This is a genomic window from Bradyrhizobium sp. WSM4872 (genome assembly GCF_055811715.1).
The window spans coordinates 124,599-150,324 of record NZ_JBVVPT010000011.1 but is presented as its reverse complement, the minus strand read 5'-3'; the positions used below and the strand labels follow the sequence as shown (position 1 = coordinate 150,324).

General features: G+C 64.9%; 22 protein-coding genes. 19 read left to right on the top strand and 3 right to left on the bottom strand.

Features of this window, described 5'->3' with window-relative positions; all coding sequences use genetic code 11:
- The first annotated feature begins 4 nt into the window (after positions 1-4).
- The 9 genes from AC0L3C_RS17670 (at position 5) to AC0L3C_RS17630 (ending at position 9,701) form a co-directional block, all read left to right on the top strand.
- Entirely contained in the window at positions 5-1,411 is a 1,407-nt protein-coding gene (locus AC0L3C_RS17670) for a TRAP transporter large permease (RefSeq protein ID WP_473283277.1), read from the top strand.
- On the top strand, positions 1,408-2,457 hold the full coding sequence (locus AC0L3C_RS17665; RefSeq protein WP_473283280.1) for an L-idonate 5-dehydrogenase: 1,050 nt from the start codon (positions 1,408-1,410) through the stop codon (positions 2,455-2,457). Before AC0L3C_RS17670 ends, AC0L3C_RS17665 begins: the two co-directional genes overlap by 4 nt.
- Positions 2,458-2,472: 15 nt before the next feature.
- Positions 2,473-3,663, top strand: a complete 1,191-nt coding sequence (gene uxuA / locus AC0L3C_RS17660; RefSeq protein ID WP_473263638.1) for a mannonate dehydratase — start codon at positions 2,473-2,475, stop codon at positions 3,661-3,663.
- A 225-nt stretch (positions 3,664-3,888) separates the two neighbouring features.
- A complete protein-coding gene (locus AC0L3C_RS17655) occupies positions 3,889-5,550 on the top strand; it encodes a thiamine pyrophosphate-binding protein (protein WP_473408583.1) in 1,662 nt (553 codons plus the stop codon).
- A 3-nt stretch (positions 5,551-5,553) separates the two neighbouring features.
- The gene (locus AC0L3C_RS17650) at positions 5,554-6,819 is read left to right on the top strand and encodes an NAD(P)/FAD-dependent oxidoreductase (RefSeq protein ID WP_473408582.1); all 1,266 of its coding nucleotides are present in this window, start codon (positions 5,554-5,556) and stop codon (positions 6,817-6,819) included.
- Positions 6,820-6,828: 9 nt separating this feature from the next.
- The gene (locus AC0L3C_RS17645) at positions 6,829-7,572 is read left to right on the top strand and encodes an aspartate/glutamate racemase family protein (RefSeq protein WP_473283288.1); all 744 of its coding nucleotides are present in this window, start codon (positions 6,829-6,831) and stop codon (positions 7,570-7,572) included.
- A gap of 164 nt (positions 7,573-7,736) precedes the next feature.
- Positions 7,737-8,276 (top strand): phosphonopyruvate decarboxylase, encoded by a 540-nt coding sequence (locus tag AC0L3C_RS17640; RefSeq protein ID WP_473263632.1) that lies wholly within the window; start codon positions 7,737-7,739, stop codon positions 8,274-8,276.
- Positions 8,276-8,866 (top strand): thiamine pyrophosphate-dependent enzyme, encoded by a 591-nt coding sequence (locus AC0L3C_RS17635; RefSeq protein WP_473263630.1) that lies wholly within the window; start codon positions 8,276-8,278, stop codon positions 8,864-8,866. The genes AC0L3C_RS17640 and AC0L3C_RS17635 overlap by 1 nt, the downstream gene beginning before the upstream one ends.
- Positions 8,867-8,924: 58 nt before the next feature.
- Entirely contained in the window at positions 8,925-9,701 is a 777-nt protein-coding gene (locus tag AC0L3C_RS17630) for an SDR family NAD(P)-dependent oxidoreductase (protein WP_473263629.1), read from the top strand.
- A 1-nt stretch (position 9,702) separates the two neighbouring features.
- On the opposite strand, the gene AC0L3C_RS17625 is transcribed toward AC0L3C_RS17630, so the two are convergent.
- Genes AC0L3C_RS17625 through AC0L3C_RS17615 form a run of 3 tightly spaced genes read right to left on the bottom strand, consistent with a single transcriptional unit; the run spans position 9,703 to position 13,464 of the window.
- Positions 9,703-10,497, bottom strand: coding sequence for an IclR family transcriptional regulator (locus AC0L3C_RS17625; protein WP_473263627.1), 795 nt, complete (start codon positions 10,495-10,497; stop codon positions 9,703-9,705).
- A gap of 17 nt (positions 10,498-10,514) precedes the next feature.
- On the bottom strand, positions 10,515-12,248 hold the full coding sequence (locus AC0L3C_RS17620; protein WP_473408581.1) for an FAD-dependent oxidoreductase: 1,734 nt from the start codon (positions 12,246-12,248) through the stop codon (positions 10,515-10,517).
- 7 nt (positions 12,249-12,255) lie between these two features.
- Positions 12,256-13,464 (bottom strand): ABC transporter substrate-binding protein, encoded by a 1,209-nt coding sequence (locus AC0L3C_RS17615; RefSeq protein ID WP_473408580.1) that lies wholly within the window; start codon positions 13,462-13,464, stop codon positions 12,256-12,258.
- A gap of 362 nt (positions 13,465-13,826) precedes the next feature.
- Between AC0L3C_RS17615 and AC0L3C_RS17610 the strand changes: the two genes are divergently transcribed.
- The 10 genes from AC0L3C_RS17610 (at position 13,827) to AC0L3C_RS17565 (ending at position 25,683) form a co-directional block, all read left to right on the top strand.
- Entirely contained in the window at positions 13,827-15,128 is a 1,302-nt protein-coding gene (locus AC0L3C_RS17610; RefSeq protein WP_473408579.1) for an MFS transporter, read from the top strand.
- A gap of 264 nt (positions 15,129-15,392) precedes the next feature.
- Entirely contained in the window at positions 15,393-16,742 is a 1,350-nt protein-coding gene (locus tag AC0L3C_RS17605; protein WP_473263620.1) for an ABC transporter substrate-binding protein, read from the top strand.
- Between the two features lie 55 nt (positions 16,743-16,797).
- The gene (locus tag AC0L3C_RS17600; protein ID WP_473408578.1) at positions 16,798-17,727 is read left to right on the top strand and encodes an ABC transporter permease; all 930 of its coding nucleotides are present in this window, start codon (positions 16,798-16,800) and stop codon (positions 17,725-17,727) included.
- Complete coding sequence (locus AC0L3C_RS17595) at positions 17,724-18,644, top strand: ABC transporter permease (protein ID WP_473279370.1); 921 nt, start codon at positions 17,724-17,726, stop codon at positions 18,642-18,644. The genes AC0L3C_RS17600 and AC0L3C_RS17595 overlap by 4 nt, the downstream gene beginning before the upstream one ends.
- 8 nt (positions 18,645-18,652) lie before the next feature.
- Positions 18,653-19,759 carry an ABC transporter ATP-binding protein gene (locus AC0L3C_RS17590; protein WP_473263616.1) on the top strand — a complete coding sequence of 369 codons (1,107 nt, stop codon included), beginning with the start codon at positions 18,653-18,655 and terminating at the stop codon, positions 19,757-19,759.
- A gap of 24 nt (positions 19,760-19,783) precedes the next feature.
- Entirely contained in the window at positions 19,784-20,272 is a 489-nt protein-coding gene (locus AC0L3C_RS17585) for a (2Fe-2S)-binding protein (protein ID WP_473279375.1), read from the top strand.
- 2 nt (positions 20,273-20,274) lie between these two features.
- Positions 20,275-22,662, top strand: coding sequence for a xanthine dehydrogenase family protein molybdopterin-binding subunit (locus AC0L3C_RS17580; protein WP_473279368.1), 2,388 nt, complete (start codon positions 20,275-20,277; stop codon positions 22,660-22,662).
- 11 nt (positions 22,663-22,673) lie between these two features.
- Entirely contained in the window at positions 22,674-23,471 is a 798-nt protein-coding gene (locus AC0L3C_RS17575; RefSeq protein WP_473408577.1) for an FAD binding domain-containing protein, read from the top strand.
- A 16-nt stretch (positions 23,472-23,487) separates the two neighbouring features.
- Entirely contained in the window at positions 23,488-24,978 is a 1,491-nt protein-coding gene (locus tag AC0L3C_RS17570) for an amidase (protein ID WP_473408576.1), read from the top strand.
- A gap of 243 nt (positions 24,979-25,221) precedes the next feature.
- Positions 25,222-25,683, top strand: a complete 462-nt coding sequence (locus AC0L3C_RS17565; RefSeq protein ID WP_473408575.1) for an Hsp20 family protein — start codon at positions 25,222-25,224, stop codon at positions 25,681-25,683.
- Positions 25,684-25,726: the final 43 nt, after the last annotated feature.

Genomic DNA, 25,726 nt, shown 5'->3' with positions numbered 1-25,726 from the left:
TTTCATGTTGCTGTTGCTTGGAGGCTTTCTCGTCCTGATGCTGCTCGGCGTTCCCGTGGCTATCGCCATGGCGGCGTCGTCGCTGCTCTACATCCTGGTCAGCGGCGTGACGCCCGACGTCACGCTGGCGCAGCGCATGATCGCCGGCGTGGAAAGCTTCCCGTTGCTCGCCGTGCCCTTCTTCATCCTGGCCGGCAATCTCATGAACATCGCCGGCGTCACCGGCCGCATCTACAAATTCGCGGTCGCGCTGGTCGGCTGGATGCGCGGCGGCCTCGGCCACGTCAACATCATCGGCTCGGTGATCTTCTCCGGCATGTCCGGCACCGCGATCGCGGATGCCGCGGGTCTCGGCACCATCGAGATCAAGGCGATGAAGGACCACGGTTACACCACGGAATTCTCCGTCGGCGTCACGGCGGCCTCCGCCACGCTGGGCCCGATCATCCCGCCGTCGCTGCCTTTCGTGATTTACGGCATGATGGCGAACGTCTCGATCGGCGCGTTGTTTCTGGGGGGCGTCATTCCAGGCGTTGTCCTGACGCTACTGATGATGGCCACCGTCACCTACTTCGCGCACAAGAACAAATGGGGCAGCGATACGCCCTTCTCCTGGCCGCAATTGGGATCGGCGGGGCTCGAGATCCTCGTTGTGCTCGCTTTCCCGATGGCGGTCTGGCTCCTGACGGTCGCCGGTCTCTCCACCAATTGGGCCGTTGGAATTGGCCTGGTCGTGCTGCTCGCGATGGACTGGTACTTCGACTTCTCCGCGGTGATGGCGCTGATGGCGCCGGTGATCCTGATCGGGGGCATGACGCTCGGCTGGTTCACCCCGACGGAAGCCGCGGTCGCCGCCGTGATCTGGTCGCTGTTCCTGGGCCTCGTGCGATACCGCACCATGACGATGAAAACGGTCGCGAAAGCGACTTTCGACACCATCGAGACCACGGCGTCGGTGCTGTTCATCGTCACGGCAGCCTCGATCTTCGCCTGGCTGCTCACGGTCTCGCAGGCGGCCCAGATGCTGTCGGACTGGATGCTCAGCATCACCCACAACAAATGGGTGTTCCTGGCGCTCGCCAACGTCCTGATCCTGTTCGTCGGCTGCTTCATCGACACCACGGCGGCGATCACCATTCTGGTGCCGATCCTGCTGCCGATCGTGCTCAAGCTCGGCATCGACCCGATCCATTTCGGTCTGATCATGACGCTGAACCTGATGATCGGTCTGTTGCATCCGCCGCTCGGCATGGTCTTGTTCGTGCTCGCGCGCGTCGCAAAGCTTTCGGTCGAGCGCACGACGGTGGCGATCCTGCCTTGGCTGGTGCCATTGATGCTCGCACTGATCGCGATCACCTACATCCCCGAATTGACCCTCTGGCTGCCGAAATACATGGGACTTTCCAAATGACATCCACAGCTCTCGCCGCAACCCTGTTTGGCCCCGAAGATCTGCGCATGGTCGAGCATCCGCTCGACAAGCTCGCGGAAGGCATGGTCCGCCTCCGTTTCGGCGCCGGCGGCATCTGCGGCTCGGACATGCATTATTTCCGTCATGCCCGCACCGGCGATTTCGTGGTGAAATCGCCGCTGGTGCTCGGCCACGAAATTTCGGGCGAGGTCGTGGAGATCGCGGGCTCCGCGGCGAACCTGAAGGTCGGCGACCGCGTTGCCGTCAACCCATCGCGCTGGTGCGGCCGTTGCGTCGCTTGCCGCCAAGGCCGGCAAAACCTCTGCGAAAATATCTACTTCATGGGCTCGGCCTCGAAGACGCCGCACATGCAGGGCGGCTTTGCCAATTATTTCGACGCGATCCCGGCGCAGTGCGTGAAGATCCCCGATCATGTGTCCTATCAGGCCGCGGCGCTCGCCGAGCCGCTCGCGGTCTGTCTGCATGCGGTGGCGCGTGCCGGCAACATCGAAGGCAAGCGCGGCATCATCTTCGGCGCCGGTCCGATCGGGCTTCTGACCATGCTCGCCGCGCGCCGCGCCGGCATGACCGACATCACAGTGGCCGACATCGCGCCGGCGCCGCTGGCCTTTGCGACCCGGCTCGGCGCCTCACACGTCGAGAATGTCGCAGCCGGCGAGGAAGGCCTGAAGGCGCAGGCCGCCTCGCGCCCCTACGATGTCGCGTTCGAAGTCTCGGGCACGGCTGCAGGCCTTGCCAGTGCGATCGGTATAATCAGGCGCGGCGGCATTGTGGTGCAGATCGGCAATCTGCCGGGCGGCCAGATTCCGGTGCCGGCCAATGCGGTGATGGCCAAGGAGATCGACCTGCGCGGCTCGTTCCGTTTCGGGCTCGAGTTCATGACGGCGGTGGAGCTGATTGCGGACGGCAGCGTGGACGTGCTGTCGCTGGTCACCGCCGAGCGGCCGCTGTCCACCGCGCCGGACGCGCTGCGGCTGGCGCTCGACCGCTCGCGGAGCGTCAAGGTCGTGCTGACCGCGAACTGATCGGAGAGAATTCCTATGATGCTGGAAGGATGGCGCTGGTACGGGCCGGATGATCCCGTGTCGCTGGATGATGTGAGGCAGGCCGGCGCGACCGATATCGTCTCGGCACTGCATCAGGTGCCGATCGGCGAAGCCTGGACACGCAAGGCGGTCGAGGAGCGCAAGAACTTCATCGAGAACGGCCAACCCGGCCGCTCGCAGCTGACATGGTCGGTGGTGGAATCGATTCCGATCCCCGACGACGTCAAGCGTCTCGGGGCCAAGGCGACGCGCTCGATCGAGACGTGGATCGCGAGCCTGGAGGCGGTTGCCGCTTCCGGCATCAAGATCATCTGCTACAACTTCATGCCCGTCGTGGACTGGTGCCGCACCGATCTCGAATGGGAGCTGCCGAACGGCGCCCGTGCCATGCGCTTCGACCAGGACCGTTTTGCCGCCTTCGAGCTGCACATTCTGAAGCGCCCCGCCGCCGTCCAGGAGTATTCGCCGGAGCAGCAGGCTCGCGCGAAAAAGCTGTTCGACCAGATGAGCCAGGCCGATATCGACTATCTCGTCATGGTCATCGCCAGCGCGCTGCCGGGCTCGACTACCGAGCCAATGACCATCCCGCAATTCCGCGCCCGGCTCGAAACATATCGCGACGTCACACCAAAAATCCTGCGGCAGCATCTCGCCGAGTTTTTGGGCCGCGTCACACCCGTCGCCGAGCAGCTCGGGGTCTCATTGACACTGCATCCGGACGACCCGCCGCGCCCGCTGTTCGGCCTGCCGCGCGTCGCCTCCAGCGCCGATGACTATCAGGCGTTGTTCGATGCCGTGCCGTCAAAGGCGAATGGGATCTGCCTGTGCACGGGGTCGCTGGGCGTGCGCGCCGAGAACAACCTGCCCGCGATGGCCGAACGCTTCGGTCCGCGCATTGCCTTTGCGCATCTGCGCGCGACCAAGCGCGAGGTCGACGGCCTGTCGTTCTACGAGTCCGATCATCTCGACGGTGACGTCGACATGGTCGCGGTGCTGAAGGCGCTGCTGAAGGAGAACACGCGGCGTTCGCCCGACCGGCAGATCGTGTTCCGGCCGGATCACGGCCACCGCATGCTCGACGATCTCGCGGCGACCAAGCGCACCAATCCGGGCTACACCGCCATCGGCCGCCTCCGCGGCCTCGCCGAGCTCCGTGGCGCGATCCGCGCGATCGAGCATCGGTAGCTCGCCGCCATCGCGCCGAGCTTCGGATAGAGCCGGTCGATCGCGGCGCGGCGCTCCGCGTCGTCGCGAATGGGCTGCAGTGCAACCAGCAGGGGCGGGCATGACGCCTGCGCAGGGTGCGAGAAGCCTTTCGATCTTGCGCGCCCTGTCGGCCTGTCCTACGCCAGCTCCGAGCAAAATTTCGCGAAGCTGCGAAATGCATCGCCAAAGCCTTGAGGAGCCGTCATGACCATTCGCAACACCCGCACCGGGGGCCAGATCCTGATCGATCAGCTGGTCGCGCAGGGCGTCGAGCGCGTCACCTGCGTGCCGGGCGAGAGCTATCTCGCGGCGCTCGATGCGCTGCACGACAGCCCGATCGACGTCATGATCTGCCGCGCCGAGGGCGGTGCCGCGATGATGGCGGAAGCCTATGGCAAGCTCACCGGCCGCCCCGGAATCTGCTTCGTCACCCGCGGCCCCGGCGCCACCAATGCCAGCCACGGCGTCCACATCGCGATGCAGGATTCCACGCCGATGATCCTGTTCGTCGGTCAGGTCGACACCGGCATGCGCGAGCGCGAGGCGTTCCAGGAGCTCGACTACAAGGCGGTGTTCGGCACCATGGCGAAATGGGCGGTCGAGATCGATCGTCCCGACCGCATTCCGGAGCTGGTCGCACGCGCCTTCCGCGTCGCCATGCAGGGCCGTCCCGGTCCCGTCGTGATCTCGCTGCCGGAGAACATGCTGACCGAGACCGCAGCCGTTGCGGACGCCATGCGGATCGAGCCGGCGGTGAGCTGGCCGGCGCCCGCCGATATCGAGCGCGTCGGCGCCATGCTTACGAGCGCCAAGGCGCCGCTCGTCATTCTCGGCGGCTCGCGCTGGACCGATGAGGCGACCAGGAGCATCGCGCGTTTTGCCGAGCGCTTCGACCTGCCGGTCGCGACCTCGTTCCGCCGGGCCTCGCTGATCGACGCCGATCATTCGCACTATGCCGGCGATCTCGGCATCGGCCCGAGCCCGGGCCTGAAGGCGCGCATCGACGACGCCGACGTCATTCTGCTCATCGGCGGCCGTATGTCGGAGATGCCGTCCTCCTCCTACACGCTGCTCGACATTCCGACCCCGCGGCAGAAGCTGATCCACGTTCATCCCGGCTCGGAAGAGCTCGGCCGCATCTATCAGCCTGAGCTCGCGATCCAGGCCACGCCCGCCGCGTTCGCGGCCGCGGTCGAGACGCTGAAGCCCGCCGGCGCAGTCGCCTGGAAGGGCGAGGCCGCCGAGGCGCATGCCGACTATCTCGCCTGGACCGACAAGGCACGCGAGCTGCCGGGCGCGTTCCAGTATGGCCAGGTCATGACCTGGCTGCGCGATCGCCTGCCCAAGGACGCGATCGTCTGCAACGGCGCCGGCAACTATGCCGGCTGGATCCATCGCCATCACCGCTTCCACAGCTTTGCTTCACAGCTCGCTCCGACGTCGGGCTCGATGGGCTATGGCGTGCCGGCCGCGGTGCTCGCGAAGCGGCAATATCCGGACCGTACCGTCATAGCCTTCGCCGGCGACGGCTGCTTCCTGATGAACGGGCAGGAATTCGCGACCGCCGTGCAGTATGACGCAGCCCTCGTCGTCATCGTCGTCGACAATGCGCAATACGGTACCATTCGCATGCACCAGGAGCGCGACTATCCCGGACGCGTGGTCGGCACCCAGCTCAAGAACCCGGATTTCGCGATGTACGCAAAAGCGTTCGGCGGCCATGGCGAGCGTGTCGAGCGCACCGAAGAGTTCGCGCCGGCATTCGAGCGTGCGCTCGCCTCGGGCAAGCCGTCGATCCTCCACTGCATCATCGATCCGCGGGCGATGTCGGTCGGCAAGGACTTTGCCCCTGCGGTGAAGGCTTAAGCGATGTCGCAAAGCCGCCACGTCGCCATCATCGGTGCCGGCGCGGTCGGCGTGATCAGCGCGATCGAGGCGCTGCGCGAGGGCCATCGCGTCACGCTGATCGATCCGGGCGAGCCCGGTGGCGAACAGGCGGCGAGCTACGGCAATGCCGGGTGGCTCTCCTCGCATTCGGTGATCCCGCCGGCCGAGCCCGGCGTTTGGAAGAAGGTGCCTGGCTATCTGATGGATCCGCTCGGACCGCTCGCGATCCGCTGGTCTTATCTGCCGAAGGCGCTGCCCTGGTTGATCAAATATCTGCTCTCGGGCTGGACCGAGGCGCGGGCCGAGACGACGGCATTTGCGCTGCGCGACCTTCTGAAGGACGCGCCGCTGCTGCACAGGAAGCTGGCCGAGGAGGCGGGCGTCCCTGAATTGATCGAGCGTAACGGCGTGATGCATGTCTTCCCGTCACGCGGCAATTTCGACAACGATCTCGGCTGGCGCGTGCGCAAGCGCGTCGGTGTCGAATGGCTGGAGCTTTCGGCCGACGAGATGCGTCAGCGCGAGCCCGATTTGCATCCGCGCTACACTTTTGGCGTGGTGGTGGAGGAAGCCGGTCGCTGCCGCGACCCCGGAGCCTATGTCGCGGCCCTCGCGCAACATGCGCTGGCAAGCGGCGCCGAGCTCGTCCGGGCCAAGGCAATTGGGCTGAAGCTTTCCGGCAACAAGCTCGTGGCTGTTCGGACCGAGACCGGCGAGATTGCCTGCGAAGCCGCGGTGATTGCCGCCGGCGCGCATTCGAAGCGGCTCACGGCGTCCATCGGCGATCCGCTGCCGCTGGAGACCGAGCGCGGCTATCACGTCATGATCGAGAATCCGGAATCGGGGCCACGCAGCTCGATGATGGCCTCGGATGCGAAGATGGTGGTGAACTGGACCGACAAGGGTTTGCGCGCCGCCGGCACGGTCGAGATCGCAGGCCTCGCGGCCGAACCGAACTGGAAGCGCGCCGAGATTTTGCGCAACTACCTCTTCAGCATGTTCCCGAAACTGCCGACGGACATTCCGGCTTCGCGTATCAAGACCTGGTTCGGCCACCGGCCGAGCATGCCGGACGGACGTCCCTGCATCGGTTACGCGCGGGCCTCGCGCGACATCGTCTATGCCTTCGGCCACGGCCATATCGGCCTGGTCGGCTCGGCCCGCACCGGTCGTCTCGTCGCCCAGCTTCTGAGCGGCAAGCCGCCGGAAATTCCGCTCGCACCGTTTTCGCCCGATCGTTTTCTCTGAGATCGCATCATGACCGCTCCAGCCAAATCGTCATCCCGAATCGCCCGCGGCGGCAAGGCCATCTATGGAGCACCGCTCGGCATCCTGATGCTGGAGGCGCGCTTTCCCCGCATTCCTGGCGACATGGGCAACGGCACCACCTGGCCTTTCCCTGTGCTCTATCGCGTGGTGAACGGTGCCTCGCCGGAGAAGGTGGTGCTGAAGGGTGCGGCCGGTCTGCTGCCTGATTTCATCGACGCGGCGAAGGATCTGGTGCGGCTCGGGGCCGAAGCCATCACCACCAATTGCGGCTTCCTCTCGCTGTTCCAGAAGGAGATCGCAGCCGCGGTCGGCGTTCCCGTCGCAACCTCGTCACTGATGCAGGTGCCGTGGGTGCAGGCGACCTTGCCGCCCGGCAAGCGCGTCGGCCTTGTCACCGTGTCGGGCTCGACCTTGACGCCGGCCCATCTCGAAGGCGCCGGCGTGCCGCTCGACGCGCCGCTGGTCGGCACCGAGAACGGCAAGGAGTTCTTCCGCGTCCTGATCAAAGCCGAGAAGGACGACATGGATATCGCGCAGGCGGAACGTGACGTGGTCGAGGCCGGCAAGGAGCTGGTCGCCAGGAACCCGGATGTCGGCGCGATCGTGCTCGAATGCACCAACATGCCGCCTTATGCAGCGGCGCTTCAGGCCGAGGTCGGATTGCCCGTCTATGACATCTATTCCATGATTACGTGGTTTCATGCCGGACTGCGCCCGCGTCAGTTTGGCTAGAGGTCGAGAAGTTGTCTATGGCGCAGCAACGCGCATCGTGCGCTGTGCCACCGGCAGCGGAAGAGGCAGCTATACAATCCCTCAATACCTGATCGCGCCAGACGGTCAGAGCTTTCGCGCCTGAACAACGCTAGAGTAAGGCTCGAAATTCACGGAGACAAGCGGTGCACAGCCTTCAATCCAATCCCGACACGCGCGCAGACGATTGGCCGTCCGAGCTCTACCGCATCCTGAAAGTCGCGGACGTGCGGCAGATGTCCTACGTCCCCGATGCCGGCCACAGCCAGCTCATCCGCCTGTTCTCGGCCGACCGCGACGTCACCACCAACGTGCTGACGACGGAAGAGGAGGGCATTGCCATCGCCGCGGGCGCCTGGCTCGGCGGCCAACGTAGCGTGCTCTTGATGCAGTCGAGCGGGGTCGGCAATTGCATCAACATGCTGTCGCTGTCGGCGATCGGACGATTTCCACTGCTGATGCTGGTGACGATGCGTGGCGAATGGGCCGAGTTCAATCCCTGGCAGGTGCCGATGAGCCGGGCGACGCAGCCCTCGCTGGAGGCGATCGGCCTGAAGGTGATGCGGGCGGAAACGGCGGAGGATCTGGTCGAGACGGTGGAATCGGCCGCAGCGCTCGCCTACGATTCCGATCAGCAGATCGCGGTGCTGATCGGGCAACGTCTGATCGGCAAGAAGAAGTGGTGATGCCAATGCAAGCTCAACTCGATCGCCGCGCCGCCGTTGCCGCGCTCTTGAAAAATCGCAAGGACACGCTGGTCGTGTCCGGCCTCGGCTCGCCGACCTATGACCTTCATTCGGTCGGCGACCACGACGGCAATTTCTATCTCTGGGGCGCCATGGGCGGCGCCGCGCTGATCGGGCTTGGCCTCGCGCAGGCCCAGCCGGGAAAGCGCGTCCTCGCCTTGACCGGGGATGGCGAGCAGTTGATGGGCCTCGGCGGCATCGCCACCATCGGCGTCGCACGCCCGCGCAATCTCGACATCGTCGTGATCGACAATCAGCATTTTGGCGAGACCGGAATGCAGGCGAGCCACACCGGGCGCGGCGTCGATCTCACCGCAATCGCCGTGGCTTGCGGCTTTGCCGCGAGCGGAACCGTGCGGACGATCGAGGAGGTGCAGCGCCTCGCAACTGAAATCGCCGGGCCGGCCGATGGCCCGCGACTCTTCGTGATCAAGGTTCTGGCCGAAAATCCGCCGCGCTCGCTGCCCTCGCGCGATGCTGTCTTTATCAAGAACCGGTTCCGTGCTCATCTCGGCTTCGCGGCGGCCTGAGCCGGGTTTCTCACCCGGCGACAGTCTGCTGTCGAAGCAGCTACTCTGGAGTGAGACCATGAAACTATCCGGCAAGGTCGCCGCCATCACCGGCGCGGCGCGCGGTATCGGCAAGGCTTGCGCGAAACGATTCCTGGACGACGGCGTCAAAGTCGTCATCTCGGACGTCGATGCCGAGGGCTTGGCCGCGACGGCTGCCGAGCTAGGACGGCCGGAGGCCTTGCGCACTGTCGTCGGCAATGTCGCCAAGTGCGCCGATGTCGACCAGCTCGTCGCAACCGCCGTGAAGGACTTCGGCCGACTCGACATCATGGTCAACAATGCCGGCGTCGCTCGCAACCGGGACCTCCTGGAGATTTCCGAAGAAGAATTCGACGAAATCATCGGCATCAATCTGAAGGGCGCGTTCTTCGGCGTGCAGGCGGCGGCGAAGCAGATGATTGCGCAAGGTAGCGGCGGCGGGGTCATCATCAACATGTCGTCGGTGAATGCACTCCTGGCGATCCCGGCGCTTGCGACCTACGCCATGTCCAAGGGCGGCATGAAGCAGCTCACCTCGGTCGCCGCCGTCGCGCTGGCTCCGCACAATATTCGCGTGGTGGCCGTCGGACCGGGCACGATCCTGACCGACATGGTGGCATCGTCCATCTACACCTCGGAGGATGCCCGCAAGACCGTGATGTCACGCACGCCGGCCGGCCGCGGCGGCGAACCGAGCGAGGTGGCCTCGGTCGTGGCGTTTCTTGCGAGTGACGATGCCTCCTACATCACGGGGCAGACGATCTACCCGGATGGTGGGCGGTTGATCCTGAATTACACGGTGCCGGTGAAGTAGATCACTCCGCCGCAGCCGTCATCCCGTGGCCCAGCCGTTTCGAAATGCCGCCGGCGCAGTCGCGTAGCGCGTGGGCGATGGCGCTGTCCCAGCGGGCATCGAACGTGCCTTCCGGCCCCATCGCGGTGATCACCAGCGCGACATGGCCGGAATGGTCGAACACCGGTGCGGAGAATGCGTTGACGCCGGGCAGGGGGTCGCCCAGCGCGCGGGCGAGGCCGTGCTTGCGGACCTCGGTGAGCATGTCGGCGAGCTTCGCGCCTTTCATGGTGCGCTTCGGATTGTAGCCGACGCCGTGACGATCGAGGCCGCTTTCGAGTGCGGCGTTGATCGTCTTCTCCGGCAGGAAGGCCGCAAAGGCGCGGCCCGTGGCCGTCTCCAGCAGCGCCATCACCGAACCGGCCCGCATCACGATGTGCACCGGCTGGCCGGGTTCTTCGAGCTGCACCACGGTCGGGCCGTGCGTGCCCCAGACCGCGAGCGAGACCGCGTGTCCGATCTGGCTCGCAAGCGCGGCGATCTTCGGTCCGGCGATACGCACGCCGGAGAGGCGGCGCAGGCTGATCAGGCCGAGCTCCAGCGCGAGTGCGCCGATCTCGTAGCGGCCGGTGGTCTCGTCCTGCTCGATCAGGCCGATGCGGGAGAAGCTGGCGAGATAGGGATGCGCCTTGGCCGGCGTCATGCCGGCCTCGCGCGCGAGATCGCGCAGCATCATCGGCTCGCCGCTGCGGGCGAGGGCGCGGAGCAATTCGCCGCCGACCTCGATCGACTGAATGCCGCGGCTTTCTCTCTTCATGCGCCTCCTGGCGTGGCTTACGCCGCGTTGCGCTTGGCGGCGCTGTCGGCGAGATGACGGCCGGCAATGTAGCCGAAGGTCAGCGCCGGCCCAAGCGTGATGCCGGCGCCGGGATAATTGCCGCCCATGATGCTCGCCATGTCGTTGCCGGCGGCGTAAAGGCCGGGAATCACCCGTCCTTCCGCATCGAGCGCCCGCGCGTTCTCGTCGGTGACGATTCCGGCATAGGTGCCGAGATCGCCGACCACCATCTTGATCGCGTAGAACGGGCCGTTCTCGATCGGAGCGACGCAGGGGTTCGGGCCGTGCAGCGCATCGCCCTGGTAGCGGTTATAGGCCTTTGAGCCCTTGCCGAAGGCGGCGTCGTGTCCCTGTGGTGCGGTCGCATTGAACTGCTTGACGGTCTCGACGAACGCCATGCTGTCGATGCCCGCCTTTGTCGCAAGCGCCTCCAGCGTCTCGCCGCGCATAAGATAGCCGGTCTCGAGATGATGCCCCAGCGGCATCGGGAATGGCGGCACGCAGCCGAGGCCGTATTTGCGCAGGGTCGGGTGGTCGCAAACCAGGTAGGCCGCGATCTCCTCGCCGGGCTTCGCAGCCTTCACCATGGCCTGGACGAAGTCGTGATAGGAATTGCCCTCGTTGGCAAAGCGCTTGCCGTCACGCATCACCGCGATCACGCCGGGTTTGGCGCGGTCGATGAAATGCGGCATCACACCTTGTGAGCCGTCCTTGCGCTTGGTGACCGAAACCGGGACCCAGGCTGCCGCGTTCGGCAGCCGGTCCTCGACATGCCCGCCAGCGCTTTCCGCAAGCCGCAGGCCGTCGCCGGTGTTGCCGGTCGGTCCCGGCGAAAAATGCTCGTTCCCAGTCGGCGCGTGCGGGAACAGCTTTTTGCGCCGTTCGACGTCGTGCGGAAAGCCGCCGCAGGCGAGCACGACGCCTTGTCTGGCACGAATGCGGACGTCGCGTCCCTCGCGGGCGACAATGGCGCCGGTGACAGTGCCGTTCTCGACCGTCAGCTCGCGTACCGGCGCGGACAGCCACATCGCAATCTGCAAATCCTGTGCGGATTTCGCGAGGCGCCCGGCCAATGCATTGCCATTGGTCAGCCTCATGCCGCGGCCATAGCGCAGCACGTCCATCAGATGCCGCGACAGGCGCTTTGCGACATAGACCGCCGAGGTCAGCGACTTCGTCGCGCGCATGAAATGGACGATGTCCTTGCCGGATCCGAGCATCATGCCGAATACGGTGAGCTCGGGCAGGGGCGTGCCAAGGGTCTTGATCTGGTCGCCGAGCTCGCGGCCGTCGAACGGGCGCGCCACCATCGAACGGCCACCCTGCGCGCCGCCGGGGGCCTCGGCGTGATAATCCGGGAATACCAGCGGCATGTCGAAACGGAGCGCCGTCTTGTTGGTGAAAAAATCGACCGCCTCGGGCCCGGCGCTCAGGAATGCATCGACGCGTGCGGCGTCAAAGTTGTTGCCGGCTTCGTGCCGCAGGTAAGTCCGCGCCTGTTCCTGTGTCTCCTCGATGCCGTAGGCCTTTGCCAGCGAGGTGCCGGGAATCCACAACCAGCCGCCGGACCGCGCGGTGGTGCCGCCGAAGCGCGGCTCCTTCTCGACGATCAGGACGTCGAGGCCGCGATACCGCGCGGTGATCGCGGCCGACATGCCGGAGCAGCCCGATCCGGCCACGAGCACATCGCACTCGTAAGTCTCAATTGCGTTGCGCTCGTTGCCGGTCATGCTGGCCTCACTTCTTGAGCAGCGGACATTTGGACTCGGAGATCGGGCGGAAGGCGTCCTCGCCCTTCACCGTCTTGATGATCTCCAGGTAATCCCAGGGTTCCTTGGACTGCTCGGGTGTTTTGACCTTGGCGAGATACATGTCGCGAATGACGCGGCCGTCCTCGCGCAACTTGCCGCCATGGACGAATGTATCCTCGATTGGCAGCTCGCGCATCTTGGCCATCGCCTTGGCGGGATCATCGGTGCCGGCGGCCTTGATGGCCTTGAGGTAATGCAGCACCGAGCCGTAGACGCCGGTCTGGATCATGGTCGGCATCACCTTGGTGCGCTCGTAGAACTTCCGCGACCATGCGCGGGTCGCCTCGTCCATGTTCCAGTACGAGGCCGTGGTCATGTAGGTGCCCTGCGCGGATTTGAGGCCGATCGCATGCACGTCGGTGTCGAACATCAGGAGGCCGACCAGCTTCTGGCCGCCCTGGACCAGGCCGAACTCGCCCGACTGCTTGATCGCATTGTCGGTGTCCTGGCCGGCATTGGCGAAGGCGACGACGTCCGATTTCGAGCTTTGCGCCTGGAGCGCGAAGGAGGAGAAATCCGCGGTGTTGGTCGGATGCTTCACGCCACCCAAAACCTTGCCGCCCATCTCGTTGATGAAGCGCGTGGCGTCCTTCTCGAGCTGCTGGCCGAAGGCGTAGTCGGCGGTGATGAAGTACCAGGATTTTCCGCCTTCCTTGATCACGGCGGAGGCCGTCACCTTCGACAGCGCGTAGGTATCGTAGGTGAAGTGCACGGTGTTGGGACTGCAAAGCTCGTCGGTCAGCGAACTCGCGCCGGGGCCGGAGAGCAGCGCGATCTTGTTGCGTTCGCGCACCATGTTGTGGACGGCGATCGCGATGCCGGAATTGGGGATGTCAACGACGGCATCGACCTTGCCGTTGTCGAACCAGCCGCGCACGATCTGCACGCCGACGTCGGTCTTCATCTGGTGATCGGCGCTGATGATCTCGATCGGCTTGCCGAGCACGGTGGGCCCGAATTCCTCCACCGCCATTTTCGCGGCCTCCACGGAGCCCGGCCCGCTATTGTCGCGGCCCCAGCTCGACAGATCCGTCAGCACGCCGATCCGCACGGCGTCGTCGGAGATTTGCGCGTTCGCAACGGTGGTCATCGAAGTCATGGCCGCGAGCATCGCGCAGGCCAAAAGCCCTCTCATCTCGTTCCCTCTCTTTTTTGGGCCGCTTGGCGCGGCTGGTTGTTCTGGCTGTAATTAGATAATGGTGAATGAGTTTGTCAATGGCGAATAACGGGCGTGGCTCGGTTCCGCTTCCCCGCGGACGGCGCTGCCGCCAGCGCACAACGGCTCGCACATCCGTCATTGCGAGCGGAGCGAAGCAATCCAGAATCCTTCCGCGGGGGCACTCTGGATTGCTTCGTCGCAAGTGCTCCTCGCAATCACGGGTGTTGAAGCAGCGACGCGTAAATCACGCGTCCGAATCCTGGGAAGCCCACGCCCGTAGGTTGCAACCGGCATCGCGATTGGCCAAGATGCCCTCTGGAATTTTGGGGCGAATGGCAATGACGGCAGCATCGGGGGTCTCCACTGCGGCGGAGAAATCGACGACGGCGCATGTGGTGTGGGCGAGCGCGCTCGGCACCGCGATCGAGTGGTACGATTTCCTGATCTACGGCACGGCGGCGGCGCTGGTGCTGAACAAGCTGTTCTTCCCGAGCTTCGATCCCTTCGTCGGCACACTGGCGGCGTTCTCGACCTATGCGGTCGGCTTTGTCGCGCGGCCGATCGGCGGCGCGATCATCGGGCATTATGGCGACCGGCTCGGCCGCAAGAAGATGCTGGTCGCTACCATGATCGCGATGGGACTGGGCACGTTCCTGATCGGCTGCTTGCCGACCTACAGTCAGATCGGCGTCTGGGCGCCGATCTTCCTCGTCATTTTGCGCTTCGTCCAGGGCATCGGGCTCGGTGGCGAGTGGAGCGGGGCGGTGGTCATGGTGGCCGAGCACGCCGGCAACCGCCGCGGCTTCTACGGCAGCCTGGTGCAGATCGGTTTCCCCGTCGGCGTCGCCGCGTCCACCGGCATTTTCGGTCTGATGACGCAGCTGCCCGAAGCGGACTTCCTGAGCTGGGGCTGGCGCGTGCCGTTTCTGATCAGCATCCTGCTCGTCGGTGTCGGCTTCATCGTAAGGCTGAAACTTGCGGAGACGCCGCACTTCAAGGAGGTGCTCGAGCGCAAGGAGGTGCTGGCGCAGCCGGTATGGGAAGTCCTGCGCCGCGACTGGCGCAGCTTCCTGCTGGCGATCGGCATCACGGTGTCCGAAGTCGGGCTCGCTTATCTCCTCACGGTTTTCACCGTGGTCTATGCCACGACGCAGCTCGGCTTGCCGCGGCAGGTGATCCTCAATGCGGTGGTCTATGCCGCGCTCGTCGAGCTCGCGACGCTGCCTCTCGCCGGCTGGCTGTCCGACATCTTCGGCCGTAAGGCGCTGTATCTCGCCGGCGGCGTGTTCTCGGTGGCGCTGGCGTTTCCGTTGTTCTGGTTCCTCGACACCAGGGAGCCGGCGCTGATCACGCTCGCGCTCGTCGTGACGATGACACTGACGCATGCGCTGCTGTTCGGGCCGAAGGCGGCCTTCATGCCGGAGCTGTTCCGCACCCAGGTGCGCTACAGCGGCGCATCGCTGGGAGCCAACGTTGCCGCCGCGCTGAGCGGCGGCTTCTCGCCGCTGATTGCAACGGCACTGCTGGCATGGGCCGGTTCTTATTGGGCCGTGTCGGTCTACATCATCGCGCTGTCGGTCATCACCATCATCGCAACGCTGATGGCGCCGGAGACGGCGGGGGACCAGCTCAGGTCCTGAGGACCGCCTTCATCACGTCTGCCGCGCGAACGGGCCCGCACGTTCGAAGCTATCGTTTTTGTATGCACGTCCTGACGCCTTCTTATGCGCGCTGCCAAAAGCCGATGCAGCGGGGCGAACCATTAGCCGCGTTTATGCGGCGAATTTTTACTTCCAATTTTACTTCACAACATACCGCCCATAGCCTCCCTCGCAATTGATCACATCCGCAGCCGGTCAATGGCGACCGGTGCGCAACGTTCATCGTAGCCAACCAGGGTTGCCATGCTTGACAGGGACAAGGGGACATCCACTGCCAATCCGGCGGGGACGAGCGACAAGTCTGCGAAAAAGCTGAGCAGGCGCACGCTGTTGAAGGGCGCTGCGGCGGTGGCCGGCGCGGCCGCAGGATCGGACGCGATCCGCGGATTCCCGACCATCTGGGCGCAGGAGATCAAGGACATCGAGCTGCGCCATGTCGGCGTGTCCTATTCGGTGGTGAAGGCGATCGGCGACCAGGCGGCCAAGGATCTCGGCTTCAAGGTGACGATGCAGAACCTCGACACCTCTGCCGCCATCAATCGCTTCATAAGCCAGCCTAATACGGTCGACATCGCCGATCTCGAGGGCTGGCAGGCCAAGCTCGCTGCCAAGCGCGGCGTCATCCAGGGCATCGAGGTCAAGAAGGTCAAGGAGTTCGACAACATCCTGCCGATCTTCACCAAGGGCGAGATCGACGGTCACAAGATCCCGCGTCAGGGCATCTCGCCCTACGAGGCCATGTATATCGCCAAGCCGGATTCGACCGATCTGAACGACGGCGTGACCGAATGGGCGACCTTCCTGCCGCAGGTCTACAACGCCGACTCCATCGGCTACCGCCCCGACCTCGTCGGCCATGAAGTCACGGAATGGAAGGATCTGATCGATCCGAAATTCAAAGGCAAGGCCGCGATCCTCGATGTGCCCGCGATCGGCATCATGGACGCCGCGCTCTGCTTCGAAAGCGCCGGGCTGATCAAGTACGGCAACAAGGGCAACATGACCAAGGAGGAGATCGACTTCACCTGCAACAAGCTGATCGAGCTCAAGAAGCAGGGCCAGTTCCGCGCGACCTGGACCACCTTCGACCAGTCGGTGCAGCTGATGGCGGCGGGCGAAGTGGTGATCCAGTCGATGTGGTCGCCGGCGGTTGCCGCGGTGCGCGTGAAAGAAATCCCCTGCGTCTACGCGCCGGTCAACATCAAGAACGGCAAGGAAGGCTATCGCGGCTGGTGCAACGGCATGGGCCTGATGAAGCATCTCTCCGGCAAGAAGCTGGACGCAGCCTATGAATATCTCAACTGGTATCTCTCGGGCTGGCAGGGCGGCTTCGTCGCGCGCTACGGCTATTACAGCCCGGTCCCTTCGACCGCGAAGAAATTCCTCACGCCGGCCGAATGGGCGTTCTGGTACGAGGGCCAGCCCGCGCCCGAGGTGGTCAACGACCCCTATGGCGTGCCGATGGAGAAGACCGGCACCAAGCGTGATGGCGGCTCGTTCCTCGACCGCGTCAAGAACATCTCGTGCTGGAACACGCTGATGGACGAAGCCGCCTACATGAACAAGCGCTGGAACGACTTCAAGGTGGCCTGAAACCTGCTTTCCCTGACGTGAACGAAGCGCCGGCGCGGCGATGCGCCGGTGCCAAATGACCGACTTCGAGGCGTTTGCCGACATGCAGCCAAGTCTTAGTCCAGCTCTTAGTCCAGCTCAAACCCCACGACGCGCAAATCTCGCCGGCTGGCTCTACGTGTCGCCGCTCGTGCTGGTGCTCGTGCCGTTCTTCGTGGCGCCGATCCTGGTCGTGCTGGCCGCGAGCTTCTTCGCTACCGACGGCTTTGGCGGGCTGACCCCGGGATTCACGCTCGCAAGCTATGTCGAGGTGCTGCATTCGGCACTGACGCTGAAGCTGTATCTGGCCACGATCAAGTTCACGGTGCTGACCTGGATCTTCACGCTGATCATCGGCTTCTTCGTCGCCTACTTCCTGGCTTTCCACGTCCGCAACCAACTGCTGGCGATCGGTCTGTTCCTGCTCTGCACGGTGCCGTTCTGGACCTCGAACATCATTCGGATGATTTCCTGGATTCCGCTGCTCGGCAAGGAAGGCCTGATCAACCAGGCGCTGCTGGGGCTCGGCGTGATCCGCCAGCCGCTGGAAGTGCTGCTGTTCTCGGACCTGGCGGTCGTCATCGCCTATGTCCATCAGCTCACCATTTTCATGATCGTGCCGATCTTCAATTCCATGGCACGGATCGACAAGAAGCTGATCGAGGCCGCGATCGATGCCGGCGCCAGCCGTTTCGACATCATGCACCTGATCGTGGTGCCGATGTCCAAGAGCGGCATCGCCCTCGGCACCATCTTCGTCGTCTCAATCGTGATGGGCGATTTCTTCGTGGTCAAGGTGATGTCCGGCGGCGGCTCGGCCTCGGTGGTGAGCGCCTTCTACGAGGACGTCGGCGTGCTGCAATATCCGACCGCGGCAGCGAGCGCAGTATTGCTGACGCTGGTGCTGGTCGCGATCGTCTCGCTGATCCTGCGCACCGTCGACATCAGGCAGGAGATCACGCGATGAGCGCGGTTCTCGCCGACATGTCCAAAACCGAAATGTCCAAGACTGACATGTCAAAGACGGTCGCGCCGGCGACAACCAAGGCGATCGCACCGAGCAAGGGCGGCCGGCCGTGGACGTTCTATCTTCTGGCGACGCTATTCGGGTTCTATGTGATCGCGCTGTACGGCCCGATGTTCTGCATCTACGTCCTGTCGTTCCAGGACATCCGCGGCGGCCTTGTGTTCCCGATGAAGGGACAGTCGCTACACTGGTTCGTCGATCTCTTCACCCAGGTGCGGACCGGCGACGTCAAAGGCTCGTTCGACCGTTCGATCAAGCTCGCCGTCGTCGTCACGGTCATCACGGTGGTGGTGTCGTTCCTCGCCGGGCTCGGTTTTCGCAAGCGCTTTCGCGGCGACACCGTCGTGTTCTACATGATGATCGGCAGCCTGGTCGCGCCGGGGCTTGTGCTCGGCCTCGGCACCGGCTTGTTGTTCCAGGCCCTTGGCCTCAATGCGAGCTGGTACACGTCGGCGCTCGGCGCGCAACTGTCCTGGACGCTGCCGTTCGGCGTGCTGGTGATGTTCGCGGTGATGTCGCGCTTCAACCATGTCTGGGAGGAGGCGGCCTACGACCTCGGCGCTAGCCGCTGGCAATCGATCCGGCTGGTGATGATCCCGGTGCTGGCGCCCGGCCTCGTCGCGGTCGCGCTGTTCGGCTTCACGCTCTCTTACGACGAGTTTGCGCGCAGCCTCCAGACCGCGGGCTCGCTGAACACGCTGCCGCTGGAGATCTGGAGCATGACCCTGAACGTCACGTCGCCCTCGCTTTACGCGCTCGGCACGGTGACGACGATCGTGTCCTTCATCGTCATCGGCGCGAGCCTGGGCAGCATCGTGCTGATCCAGAAGAAGCGCGGCAGCAGCACAAAGGGTTGAGCTCGGAAATGAAGAGCGATCGCGGCGATATCGAACTGGCGGGCCTCTGCAAGAGCTTTGACGGCGTCAGCAATGTGGTCGACGGCGTCAACCTCAAGATTGCCGACGGCGCCTATTGCTGCTTCATTGGCCCGTCCGGCTGCGGCAAGACCACGATTTTGCGCATGATCGCCGGCCACGAGGATCCGACCGCCGGCGAGATCGTGATCGGCGGGCAGAACGTCGTCGGTCTTGCGCCGGTGCAGCGGCGCACCGCGATGATGTTTCAGTCCTACGCGTTGTTCCCGCATCTCACCGTGCGCGAGAACATCGCCTTCGCCTTGCGCGTACGCGGCATATCGAAGGCTGATCGTCTGCGCGCAGCCGACGCCATGATCGAGAAGGTGCGTCTGACGCAATTCGCCGACCGCCTGCCGGCGCAGCTCTCCGGCGGCCAGCAGCAGCGCGTGGCGCTGGCGCGCGCGGCGATCACCGAGCCGAGGGTACTTTTGCTCGATGAGCCGCTCTCTGCTCTCGATGAGCAGCTCCGCGTGCAGATGCGCCAGGAACTCAGGCGGATGCAGCAGGAGCTCGGCATCACCTTCATCCACGTCACCCACACCCAGCTCGAGGCGATCGCGCTCGCCGATCTGGTCGTGGTGATGGAGCAGGGCAAGATCAAGCAGGCGGGCGCGGCGCGCGACGTCTATGCCCATCCGCACGATCGTTACGTCGCCGAGTTCATGGGCGGGCAGAACGTGTTGTCGGGGCGGGTAGAGAAGGTCAACGGTTCGACCTTTACGCTCGCGCAGGCCGCGCCTGATGGCATCGAGGTCTCGCTTCAGGCGCGGTCCACGGTCAGCGTCGGTGACAAGATCGATATCGCCGTGCGCCGCGACGATGTCGCGCTAGTCCGACCGGGCAGGGAGCTGCCGCCGGGCTGCTCGACGTCGCTGCCGAGTCGCGTGCTCGCGATCGAATACCAGGGCTATTTCGTCAAGGTCATGCTGGACACCGTGCCGGACGACGCGTTCGTCGCCTACGTGCCGGAAAAGACCTTCTTCGCGGATCCGTTCACCGTCGGCGACGTCGTGATGGCCACATGGGCCACCGGCAGCGCGCTTCCACTCGCCTAAAGACCCGTCGCGCACAGGAGTATGATCGTGCAGATATCCTTCACACTCAACGGACGGCCAACCACTGTCGATGTCGAGCCGGCGACGCTGGTCGCAGAGCTGCTGCGCGAGCAGCTCAACCTCACCGGCACCCATATCGGCTGCGACACCAGCCAGTGCGGCGCCTGCGTGGTGCATCTCGACGGCCTGCCGGTGAAGAGCTGCACGCTGCTGGCGCCTGCGCTCGACGGTGCGACGCTGCTCACCATCGAGGGGCTTCACGGAGCCCCCGGTTCGAACCAAATGCATCCGATGCAGGAAGCGTTTCGCGAGCATCACGGTCTGCAATGCGGCTTTTGCACACCCGGCATGCTGATGACAGCGGTGGCGCTCGCGACCGAGAAGCCGGAGCTGACGGAAGCCGACGTCCGCCACGGCCTTGAAGGCAACATCTGCCGTTGCACCGGCTATCAGAACATCGTCGTCTCGGTCATGGCTGGCGCTGCCGCCATGAACGCCGCCAAGGGAGAGTGACCATGGGCAACGTGATCGGGATCGGCGCTTCACCCAAACGGAAAGAGGACCAGCGGTTCCTCACCGGCCGCGGCAACTACGTCTCCGACATCAAGCGTCCCGGCATGACGGCGGGTGTGTTCGTGCGCTCGCCGCACGGACACGCAATCCTGCGCGGCATCGACAAGAGTGCGGCGCTCGCATCGCCCGGCGTCATCGCGGTCCTGACCGGCGACGATGCCGCCGCGGACAAGCTGGGATCGCTGCCCTGCGGCTGGGGTATCACGGACGCCAAGGGCGTGCCGATGAAGGAGCCGCCGTTCCCGATGCTGGCGCAGGGCAAGGTGCGCTTCGTCGGCGACATGGTGGCCTTCGTCGTCGCGGAAACGCCGGCGCAGGCCAGCGCGGCAGCCGAGCTGCTGACGGTCGATTACGAGGTGCTGCCCTCGGTGGTCGGCGTGCTCGAAGCCGTGCGGCCGGGCGCGCCGCAACTGTTCGACGACGTTCCGAACAACATCTGTTGCGATTGGGAGCTCGGCGACAAGGCCGCGGTCGAGACCGCGTTCCGGAAAGCGACACACGTCGCAAAGCTCAGCCTCGTCAACAACCGCCTGATCGGCAACCCGATGGAGCCGCGCGCGGCGATCGCCGAATACGAGCCCGGTACCGATCGCTTCACGTTGTGGACCACAAGCCAGTTCCCGCACGTCGTGCGCTTCCTGATGGGCGCGCTGGTGCTGAACATTCCGCAGCACAAACTGCGCGTGGTCGCGCCGGATGTCGGCGGCGGCTTTGGCGTCAAGCAGTTTCACTACGGCGAGGAGGCCGTGATCACCTGGGCCGCCAAGCGCGTGATGCGGCCGATCAAATGGGTGGCGAGCCGGTCGGAGGGTTATGTCTCCGATCGCCATGGCCGCGATCACGTCACCGAGGCCGAACTCGCACTGGACGAGACCGGTAAGTTTCTGGCCTTCCGTGTCAACACGCTTGCCAATATGGGCGGCTATCTCTCGACCTTCGGGCCCAACATCCCGACCAATCTCTACGGACCGCTGCTCGGCGGCGTCTACACCACGCCGGCAATCTACTGCAACGTGAAGGTGGTGTTCACCAACACCGTTCCTGTTGACGCCTATCGCGGCGCTGGCCGTCCCGAGGCGACCTTCGTGCTGGAGCGCATCGTCGATGTCGCAGCCAGCGAGATGGGCATCGATCGCGTCGAGATCCGCCGACGCAACATGATCCCGAAGGAGGCCTATCCGTATCAGACGCCGGTGCTGGTGCAGTACGATTCCGGCGATCCGATGGGGTGTCTCGACGGCGCTCTTGTCGCGGCCGACGTCAAGAACTTCGGTATCCGCAAGGCAGAGTCGGCACGCAGAGGCAAATTCCGCGGGCTCGGCTACTCGACCTATGTCGAGGCCTGCGGCCTCGCACCGTCGCGCTTCGCGGGACGATTGGGAGCGCGCGGCGGGCTCTATGAGAGCGCCACGGTGCGGGTGCATCCGACCGGCCAGGTCACGGTCATGATCGGCACGCACAATCACGGCCAGGGCCACGAGACGACGTTCGCGCAGATCGTCTCGGAAAAGCTCGGTGTCGCGTTTGACAATGTCGACATCGTGTTCGGCGATACCGACCGCGTGCAGTTCGGCATGGGCACCTATGGCTCGCGATCGCTGGTGGTCGGCGGCGCGGCGCTGTCGAAGGCGACGGACAAGGTGGTCGCGAAAGGCAAGAAGATCGCGGCGCATCTGCTCGAAGCGGCCGAAGTGGATATCCAGTTCGAGGCCGGAAAATTCTCGGTCGCAGGCACCGACCGCATGAAGACGTTCGAGGAGATCGCGGGCGCCGCCTACGTGCCGCACGACTATCCGCTCGAAGTGCTGGAGCCGGGGCTCGAGGAGCAGGCTTATTACGATCCCGTCAACTTCACCTATCCCGGCGGCTGCCACATTGCCGAGGTCGAGATCGACCCGGAAACCGGCACGGTGACGCTGGTCAACTACACCGCGGTGGACGACGTCGGCACGGTCATCAACCCGATGATCGTGGAGGGCCAGTTGCACGGCGGCATCGTGCAGGGCGTCGGCCAGGCGCTGTACGAGAACGCGGTCTACGACGAGGGCTCGGGCCAGCTGCTGTCGGGCTCGCTGATGGACTACTGCATGCCGCGCGCCGATCACATGCCGATGATGAACATCGCGACCCATTCGACGCTGTGTACGCACACGCCGATGGGCGTGAAGGGCTGCGGCGAGGTCGGCACCATCGGTTCGCCGGCCGCAGTCATCAACGCGGTGGTCGATGCGCTGTCGCATCTCGGCGTCACCCATGTCGACATGCCGGCGACGCCGAACCGGATCTGGCGCCTGCTGCAAAATGCATCGCTGCCGGTCGCTGCGGAATAGGGAGGATGACAATGAAGCCGTTTGCCTATCACCAACCGGACCGGATTCCCGACGCTGCTAAACTTCTGACCTCGATCGAGGAAAGCAAGCTCGTCGCCGGCGGCATGACGCTGATCCCGACGCTGAAGCAGCGGCTCGCCAGTCCGCCTGCCCTGGTCGACCTGTCGAAGCTCGGACATCTGAAGGGCATCAGCGACGACGGCGCCACCATCACCATCGGTGCGATGACGCCACATGCCATGGTGGCCGCCTCAAAGCTGGTGCAGGAGAAGATTCCCGGTCTCGCCGCGCTGGCCTCGATGATCGGCGATCCCGCCGTCCGCATCCGCGGCACCATCGGTGGCTCGGTCGCGAATAACGATCCGGCGGCCGATTATCCCGCAGGTGTGCTCGGATTGGGCGCGACCGTCGTCACCAGCGCGCGCGAGATCGCGGCCGACGGGTTCTTCCGCGGCCTGTTCGAGACCGCGCTCGAACCTGGTGAGATCATCACGGCGATCCGCTTTCCGGTGCCGCCTAGGGCGGGCTACGCCAAGTTCAAGGCGCCGGCGTCGCGCTATGCGCTGGTCGGCGTGTTCGTGGCGAAATTCGCCGATGGCGTTCGCGTGGCCGTGACCGGAGCAGGCTCCGGCGTGTTCCGCGTTCCCCCGATGGAGGAAGCGCTGGCGCGAAATTTCGATCCGTCCGCGATCGCTGCGATCAGAATCGACACCGAGGGCCTCACTTCCGACATCCATGCCGAAGCCGACTACCGTGCGCATCTCGTCACGGTCATGGCCAAGCGCGCCGTCGACGCGGCGCTCAGCTAGCTCTTCAGGGTTCATGATGACTAATGGTTCCGGCCGAACGGCCTTTCCGCCGGCGCCGACTGGCCTTGGCTCGCTTTCCGCAACCGAGATCCTGGCCGGCTACGGACGCAAGGCGTTCACTCCGCGCGATGTCGTCGACGACACCATTGCCGCCCTGGAGGCGACGAACGAGGCCTGCAACGCGGTGGTGACGCCGATGTACGAGCAGGCGCGGGCAGAGGCCGATCGTCTCACCAGGGAGATGCGCGCCGGCGAGGCCAAGGGGCCGCTCGCCGGTGTACCCGTCACGATCAAGGACCTGGTCTTTGTCGCAGGCGTGCCGGCCTATGGTGGCTCGCCGATGAACAAGGCATTCGTGCCCGATGTCGATGCGGCTGTTGTCTCGGCCCTGAAGGCGGCAGGTGCAATCGTCACCTGCAAGACCACGACCTGCGAGTCCGGATACAAGTTGACGGCGGATAGCCCGGTCACCGGCACCACGCGCAATCCCTGGAACCGCGGTCGCACCAGTGGTGGGTCGAGCGGCGGCGCGGCAGCCGGCGTTGCCGCCGGCTGCGGTCCGATCGCGATCGGGACCGATGGCGTCGGCTCGATCCGCGTGCCCTCGTCCTTCTGCGGTGTGTTCGGCCTGAAGCCGACCTTTGGCCTGGTGCCGCGCTCGCCCGGCTTCTCGCCACCATCCTGGGGCTCGCTCGCGCATACCGGACCAATCACGCGCACGGTCGCGGATGCCGCGCTGACGCTGGAGATCATCGCCGGCTACGATTTGCGCGATCCCGCGAGCCTGCCGGTGGCGGCGCGGCGGTTCGATACGAAAGCCGAGCCGTTGAACGGTATTCGTATCGGCGCGAGCGTCGATCTCGGCTACGCCGCCGTCAGCCCCGACGTGCGCGCGGCGTTCAGCAAGGCGCTCGCCATTCTCGATGCCTGCGGCGCGCAGGTCACCATGGACGGTCCTGGCCTCGATCCCGGCATCCTCGAGCATACGCTGAAACCGATCGCCTTTACCGAACAGGCGGCCGCGGTCGCGAGCAAGACCACGGCCGATCTCGCCGGCTCCGAAGCAGATTATCTTGATGTCATCAGTGCCGGCCGGCGCTACAGCGGCACGGACTATATCGAAGCGGGTTATCGCCGGGGCCAGGCTCGCAGCGGCTTCCTGAAGCTTTTCGAGCGAGTCGATGCGTTGGTGACGCCGACCGTCGCGGTGACCGCGTTCGAGGCCGGCCGCCTCGGCCTAGACACGATCGACGGCGGCAAGGTCGATCCGCATCTCGGCTGGTCGCCCTTCACCTGGCCGATTAATCTCGCCGGCCTGCCGGCGGCGACCCTGCCCTGCGGCTTCGATCGCGATGGAATGCCAATCGGCTTGCAGATCGTCGCACCCTGGCTCGACGAGCCCACGATCTTCCGCATCGCCGCTGCGTTCGAAGCGGCCCAGCCGTGGGCGGCGTTCTGGCCGCAGCTGGCGTTGCGCGAAGCGGACAGTGCCCGCGCGAAGGCGTGAGCCCAAATTCGGTCTGGAGCCGGCCGGCCGCTGTCTTGGCGGTCGGCCTCTGCGCCTGAAGAAATTTTCGACTAGTCCTCTTGAAGTCGACTTGCGTTCTTCTAAGTCATGTTCGCCGCGAGAGCGGTGTGCCGGGTGCCCGCGAGGGGCCCGGAACGGGCGCCGGGCCGGTGTCTTTGGACCCCGTCTAAAACCCCGTCCTGCGCTCCTTCGTATCCATCTTGCTCTTTGGAGGACTTGGTTATGAGGACCACGTTTGACTTCGCGCCCCTGTGGCGCTCCACCGTCGGCTTCGATCATCTGGCCGGTCTCGTCGACAGCGCGCTGCGCCAGGCGAGCGATGACAACTATCCCCCCTATAACATCGAACGCTCCGGCGAAGACCACTACCGGATCAGCCTCGCCGTGGCGGGCTTTGGCGTCAACAATATCACGGTGACGGCCGAACAGAATGCGCTCACCGTCGAGGGCAAGAAGCCCGAAGGCGCGACGGGCGAATATCTGTACCAAGGTATCGCCGCACGGCCGTTCCGGCGCGTGTTCAATCTGGCCGACTATGTCCAGGTGAAGCAGGCGTCCTTCCAGGACGGCCTCTTGATCATCGACCTCGTCCGTGAGGTTCCGGAGGCGATGAAGCCGCGCCGGATCCAGATCGCGGGCGCGGCCTCTCCTGCAACTCAGATCGAGCAGAAGAAAGCAGCCTAAGCGCTCGATCGAGGGGAATGTGGAACGCGGCGCTCAGACATGC